Source organism: Streptomyces sp. Ru72 (assembly GCF_002920635.1).
Taxonomy (GTDB): domain Bacteria; phylum Actinomycetota; class Actinomycetes; order Streptomycetales; family Streptomycetaceae; genus Streptomyces.
This window is the reverse complement of the sequence record NZ_PQSR01000106.1, coordinates 21,943-28,064: the sequence shown is the minus strand read 5'-3', so window position 1 is coordinate 28,064 and position 6,122 is coordinate 21,943. Positions and strand designations below refer to the sequence as shown.

Sequence of the window (6,122 nt, the reverse complement as noted above, 5' to 3'; positions counted from 1 at the left end):
GCAGCAGGGCGTCCTCGCCGCGGGCGGCGTCCAGGAGTTCGGTGACGGCGCTGCCGGACGGGGCGGGCGGCCAGCCAGGCGCGGTACTCGGCACGGGCCGCGTTCGGCCGGAGCTGGGAGCAGCCGCGGAGCATGTCCTCGGCGTTCTGCTCGATGTTCCCGGCGGGGCTCTGCGCGGCGACGCAGATCTGCTCCAGCTTGACCCACACCGCCCAGCTGCCGAGCGGGGTGAGGGTGGCCTGCCCGTCGGCGCAGGTGAGGGCGCCGACGTAGGCGAGCGCGTCGAGGGCCCAGGCGAGCAGGGGGGCCAGCTCCGACTCGTCGGCGGAGTCCTGGACCGGCGGCACGACAGGCTCGGGCCGGGGTCCGTAGGGGACCTCGCAGCGCTCGGTGCGCAGTTCGGTGACCCGCTGCCGGAGCAGGTCGAGGAGCTGCTCGACGGGGACGGGCCCGGCGGACAGCTGGAGGAAGGAGAGCACCTGGGGCATGGCCGAGACGACCTCGGCGACGGCGGCGTGCTCTCGGTCCGCCGGCTCGGGGCAGGCGAGCGACCAGGCGTCGAAGAGGGCGACCCAGCCGCGCAGTACGGCGGAGTCGTCCCGGTCCCAGGCGCGCAGCCGCCAGCCGGGGCGGGCGCTGCCGCCGTGCACCTCGACGAGACCGGCCAGGCGCGCGGTGTCCCAGTCGGCGCGCACCTGAGCGACGGTCAGGCCGAGGTCGGCGGCCGCCCGTTCGGCGGTGGCGTCGGACAGGGTGCCCTTTCCGTCGGGGGACGCGCCCTCGCGGCCGGGCCCGAGCGTGGCGTCGGCCCAGTGGGCGACACGGGCAGCGCCGGACAGGCGGGCGCGGGCCATTTTCGCCAGTTCCGCGGGCGGCGGCGTGCCCTCCGGCGGCCTGGGGGCGGGGCGGGGCGTGCGGCGCTGGGTCACCGCTCGGGGGGCGGCGGCCAGCGGCCGCGGTCGGACGAGTCGGAGCCTGGAGTCGCGCGGAGTACGGGACGTCACGGGGGCAGTCTTCCGGTTGACGGTCCGAAAACCCAAACGGAATGCCTGGGGGACCCGGACGGGAGCCGACGAGAGGGCCCTCGGAGGGCCGGGGAAGGGGGACAGCGCCGGTCGGGTGGGCGAAGGGGTCCTTGCATTGTGCCCGCCCGGGTCGCGCGGCCTGACACCGCACCTCGCCGCGCTTTCCGGTCACCCGCGTACTCCCGGTACGCGGACGGCCCTCCGCCTTGCGATGCACGGCACCAGACCGCGCGACCTCATCGGGCGCTCATAGTGCGAGGACCCCTGAGCGGAAGGGGATGCGAAAGCTAAGCGGAAGGGGATGCGAAAGGGCGCCGCAGCCTGTGCCCGCCGACGCGGGCCGTCGCGTCGGCAGCATCACATCAACGGCGTGAGGAAGCGCCGCATGGCCTCCTCGTAGGCCTCGGGGTCGGCGTTCCACATGGCACCGTGCGGGGCGTTCTCCACCGTGTGCAGGCTGACCAGGTTCGCGCGCCGCTCGGCGAGACGGCGTGAAAGGCACCAGGGGGCGATCGTGTCGTCGGGCCCGTGGAAGATCAGCACCGGCACCTTGAGGTGCTCCGGGTCCGCCGCCTTCTGGGTGCGGTCGCCGTGCACCCCGGTGCGGCCCTGCGCGGCGCGGACGGCCAGCGGCAGCAGGGCTCCGGGGGTGCGGCGGGCTGCGGCCAGGGCGCGCAGCGTCGCCTCCCAGCTGAGGACGGGCGAGTCCAGGACGAGCCCGGAGACCCGCTCGCGCACTGTCGAGTGGGCGGCGGCGTGCAGCGCCATGGCGGCGCCGGTGGACCAGCCGTGCAGCACGACCCGTTCGGCGCCGGCCCGCACCGCATGGCGGATCGCGGCGTCCACGTCGCGCCACTCGGTCTCGCCGAGGTGGTTCAGGCCGTCCGGGGAGCGGGGCGCCCCGGGGTCGCCGCGGTAGGCGATGTCGAGGACCGGGAAGTGGTGGCGCTGCAGGAATCCCATGACGTTCATGGGGTGTTCCCGAGTGGTGCCGAGCCCGTGCACGGTGATCACCCAGGTGTCACGGGCGCCCGGCAGGAACCAGGCGGGCAGGGTGCCGAGTTCGCCGGACACCTCCACGTCGGTGTGGTCGAGGCCGAGGGCGGTCCGGGGATCGCCGGTGTACAGGGCGGGGGTGAGCCAGACCTTGTCGCCGGGCTCGAGCGTGCCGTGCGTGACGCGTTCCAGACGGCGTACGACCGTGTCGGCGGTGTGCGGGGCGGAGTCCAGGACCGGGCCGACGACCGCGTGCGAGCCGTCACCCGTCAACCCGTAGGTGCCGGGCCGCTGGGAGGCCAGGTCGCGGGTGAGGGCGATCCGGCCGGCCGCCAGGGAGTGCACGGTGAGGCGCGGTTCCGTGGGCAGCGGACGCCCCGGCGGCGCCTTCAGCGCGGCGTCGCTGGCGAAGCGGCCCGCGGCGACGCCGGCGGCGCCCGCGGCGATGGCTACGGTGACGGCTGCGGCCGCCGCTTTGACAGTGCGCATCCATCCAGTCTCCCGGTGGAGCCCGCCCCCGGCCAGTGGGGAGAAGGGCGCGGTGTGACCCACGGGGCGCGCCGCAAGGCGGCCCCGGCCGACCGGTCCACTAGGGGTTCGTCAACCCCTGCTGCTGCCCGTACCCCCGCAACCGCTCCCCTACCTCCGCCACCTGCTCCCGGCTGAGCAGGTGCGGGGTGAGGCCGGGCACGGACGACGCCGTCAGCCACACGCGGCACATCCACTCCAGCTGGGCCGTGCGGTCGTAGGCCTGGTCCAGTGAGGCGCCGTGGGCGACCGTGCCGTGGTTCTGCAGCAGGCAGGCGCTGCGGTCGGTCAGGGCGCGGAGCATGTTCTCGGCCAACTCGGGGGTGCCGTAGGTCGCGTAGGGGGCGACCCGCACCGCGCCTCCCAGCGCGGCGGCCATGTAGTGGACCAGTGGCAGCTCCTGTACGAGCGTGGAGACGGCCGTGGCGTCGGGGGCGTGGGTGTGCACGACGGCCCGGGCGTCCGTCGTGCGGTAGACGGCCAGGTGCATGGGCAGCTCGCTGGTCGGGCGCAGGGTGCCGAGCACCTGGCGTCCGTCCAGGTCGACTCCGACCACGTCGCCCGGCGTCAACCGCTCGTAGGGCACTCCGGTGGGGGTGACCAGCACGGTGTCGCCGACGCGTACGGAGACGTTGCCGGAGGTACCGACGACCAGTCCGTCGGCGACCGTGCGGCGGGCCGTCGCGACGAGCTGGTCCCAGGCCCTCGCCACCTCACCCGGGTCTCCCGGCCCCCGCCCGTGCGCTGCGGCCTCCCGGGCGTCCCCTGCGTCATGTCGCTGATCGGCCATGCCGCGATCCTGCCAGGCGGGGTTCGAGCGGGGGTGGCCCGGCGCACTGCACACCGGGAGCCGCAGGCCCATAAGTACGCATATGCGGATACATCTCCGTCGGGAGGCGTATACAAAAGCGGGAGTCCGGAGCGTGACGAAAATCTCTTCAACGGGTCCCTGGAGGCGGGCTGAAGCGGTTGCACGACGAGTCGGCGGAGGGCCCGGCGCAGCCCCCTGAGACACACCAAGGCTTGCGGCAGCCTGAATTCCGGCTTCGCTCGAAGCTGCGCCCCTCGTCGACCGACCACAAGCGGAACGCCGGTACGCCGATCGGTACACCCTTCAGCCCGCCTCAGTTCATCTTCCGTTCACCCAGGTTGCCTACGGTCCAACAACCACTGACCTCCCACAGAAGCCTGGGTAAATGGAACACATCACGCTCCTCCTCGGAATCGTGATCGTCACCGCTCTCGTGTTCGATTTCACGAACGGTTTCCACGACACAGCCAACGCGATGGCCACCACCATCTCGACTGGCGCCCTGAGGCCCAAGACGGCGGTGGCGATGTCCGCCGCGCTGAACCTCCTCGGCGCCTTCCTGTCCGTCGAGGTCGCCAAGACGATCTCCGGCGGCATCATCAACGAACAGGGCATACGCGTCGAAGTGATCTTCGCCGCACTGGTGGGCGCCATCCTGTGGAACCTGCTGACCTGGCTCCTCGGCCTGCCCTCCAGCTCCTCCCACGCTCTCTTCGGCGGTCTGATCGGTGCCGCCGTCACCTCGGCCGGCTGGTCCGCGGTGAACGGCTCGACGATCGTCACCAAGGTCCTGATCCCCGCGGTGGCCGCGCCGCTCGTGGCGGGCCTCGCCTCGATGCTCGCCACCCGGCTGTCGTACGTGATCGGCAGCCGCGCCGACGAGAAGGCGACGGCGAAGGGCTACCGGGCCGGGTCGATCGCCTCGGCGGGCCTGGTCTCCCTGGCCCACGGCACGAACGACGCGCAGAAGACGATGGGCATCATCACGCTGGCCCTGGTCACCGGCGGTGTCATCGCCCCCGGCTCGAACCCTCCCACCTGGGTCATCGTCTCGGCCGGTCTGGCCATCGCGCTCGGCACCTACCTGGGCGGCTGGCGCATCATCCGCACCCTCGGCAAGGGCCTGACGGACCTGGCGCCGCAGCAGGGCTTCGCCGCCCAGACCAGCGCGGCGACCGCGATCCTCGCCTCCTCGCACCTCGGCTTCTCGCTCTCCACCACCCAGGTCTGCTCCGGCGCCGTCATGGGCGCGGGCCTCGGCCGCAAGGGCGGCGTGGTCCGCTGGTCCACCGCGACCCGGATGCTGACCGCGTGGGTTCTGACGCTCCCGGCGGCCGGCCTGGTCGGCGCGGGCGCCGAACTCCTCACCAAGCAGGGCACCTGGGGCACGGTCGCCACCGGCGTGCTGCTGCTCGCCGGCGCCGGTGTCATCTGGACGCTGTCGCGCCGCAAGCCGGTCACGGTGGACAACGTCAACGACGTCGAGACGGAGCCCGCGGGCGTCGTCACCGCGGCGATCGCGGCGGTCATCCCGCCCCCGGCGGGTCCCGTCCTCACGGCGGACGCCGCCACGGCCCACAGCGCGGCGCCCGGCACCGCCCCGGCGGACACGGACGCCACCACCGACCTCCAGGCCACGATCCCGGCTCCGGACGCCGGCCCCTCCTCGGAGCCCGCCCCCGCCGCCACGGTTTAAGGAATCACCACTCATGAAGATCGACTGGGCAGCCCTCGGCTCCGTCTTCGGCGTCAGCCTCGGGGTCACCGTGGCCCTGGTGGCCCTGTTCACCCTGGGCGTCGTGGGCCTGACCAAGAAGGACTCGGCCCGGGGCGGCGCGGCCGCCCTGGCGGCCACCGGCGCCTACGCCTGCTTCGCGGCGTGCGCGGCGGCGGTCGCGTACGGGATCCATCTGATCGTCGCCTGACGGCCGGAGCACTTCGGAATCACCCCCGCAGCGATACCGCTGCCAGACCCCCGCAGCGCTGTCGCTGCGGGGGTCTCTCACGTTCCCGAGCTCAAGGGGTCCGCGAGTCACGCCGGCGGACGGCCGCCGTCGCCCGGCCCAGGACGCGGAGCCGTTCCGCGACCGGGGTGAGGCCCCACCACAGTCCTGCGCAGGCGGCGGCCACGATGGTGACCACCAGCCACACGAGGGCCCGCGCCGGGGTTCCCGGCACCAGCAGCGCCGCCAGCGCGCCGATGCCGACCGCGAACATCCCCGTCGTCAGGGAGAAGAGTGCCAGCGGAGCAGCCGCCGCCAGCGAGGGGTGCGGCGCGTGCGGACCTCCCGCGCCTGCCGAGAATTCCTTGGCCCTGTCCCCCATGTGGGTCCCTCCCGTCCTCTGGACGGGTCGCTCGGACGCCGTCCACTGCCGGGTTTCTCGAGTTCGGCCAGCAAAGCACACCCCGCCGCACCGCGAAAGACGAGCACCGGACCGGTGCGCCGTTTCGAGTCACGCGCCGGAACGCGCGCCCCTGAACCGCCCATGCGGACCGCCACTTCACAACGAAAAGCGCGATTCGGGCAACTGACGTGATTTCAGTGGTGTGGGACTCAGCACACCACAGCGTCGCAGGTCAAGAGCAAGTTGACGGCTGTTCTGGGCACGTGGTGGACTGCCGGAGCCAGTACGGCGGCAGGAGAGGAAGCCGGTGCGAGTCCGGCGCGGTCCCGCCACTGTCACCGGGGAAGAACTCCCCGGGAGCCAGGAACTCTCACCGCCGGTCTCGTCGAACCAGGGCGTGGACACCCTGAGTGAGG

6 protein-coding genes, 1 pseudogene and 1 riboswitch are annotated in these 6,122 nt (G+C 73.1%); of the genes and pseudogenes, 2 read left to right on the top strand and 5 right to left on the bottom strand.

All coding sequences use genetic code 11. The features are described from left to right. The 3 genes and pseudogenes from C3488_RS32845 to C3488_RS32835 all read right to left on the bottom strand — a co-directional run. Positions 1-1,004 (bottom strand): annotated as a pseudogene (locus tag C3488_RS32845) (hypothetical protein); the annotation flags it as partial. Between the two features lie 378 nt (positions 1,005-1,382). Beyond that, complete coding sequence (locus C3488_RS32840; protein WP_103844532.1) at positions 1,383-2,510, bottom strand: S9 family peptidase; 1,128 nt, start codon at positions 2,508-2,510, stop codon at positions 1,383-1,385. A 100-nt stretch (positions 2,511-2,610) separates the two neighbouring features. Next, a complete protein-coding gene (locus tag C3488_RS32835) occupies positions 2,611-3,339 on the bottom strand; it encodes a class II aldolase/adducin family protein (protein WP_103844531.1) in 729 nt (242 codons plus the stop codon). Between the two features lie 406 nt (positions 3,340-3,745). Here C3488_RS32835 and C3488_RS32830 point away from each other — a divergent pair, with 406 nt between their 5' ends. Together C3488_RS32830 and C3488_RS32825 are read left to right on the top strand one after the other, a co-directional pair. Next, a complete protein-coding gene (locus C3488_RS32830; RefSeq protein ID WP_103844530.1) occupies positions 3,746-5,056 on the top strand; it encodes an inorganic phosphate transporter in 1,311 nt (436 codons plus the stop codon). 13 nt (positions 5,057-5,069) lie between these two features. Next, positions 5,070-5,285 carry a hypothetical protein gene (locus C3488_RS32825; RefSeq protein ID WP_103844529.1) on the top strand — a complete coding sequence of 72 codons (216 nt, stop codon included), beginning with the start codon at positions 5,070-5,072 and terminating at the stop codon, positions 5,283-5,285. Between the two features lie 91 nt (positions 5,286-5,376). Here the strand turns inward: C3488_RS32825 and C3488_RS32820 are convergent, their stop codons facing one another. Both C3488_RS32820 and C3488_RS42780 read right to left on the bottom strand, forming a co-directional pair. Further along, positions 5,377-5,685, bottom strand: coding sequence for a hypothetical protein (locus tag C3488_RS32820; protein ID WP_258053809.1), 309 nt, complete (start codon positions 5,683-5,685; stop codon positions 5,377-5,379). Beyond that, entirely contained in the window at positions 5,586-5,861 is a 276-nt protein-coding gene (locus C3488_RS42780; protein WP_258053808.1) for a DUF397 domain-containing protein, read from the bottom strand. The genes C3488_RS32820 and C3488_RS42780 overlap by 100 nt, the downstream gene beginning before the upstream one ends. Positions 5,862-5,955: 94 nt before the next feature. Next, positions 5,956-6,097, top strand: a riboswitch (cobalamin riboswitch). Positions 6,098-6,122: the final 25 nt, after the last annotated feature.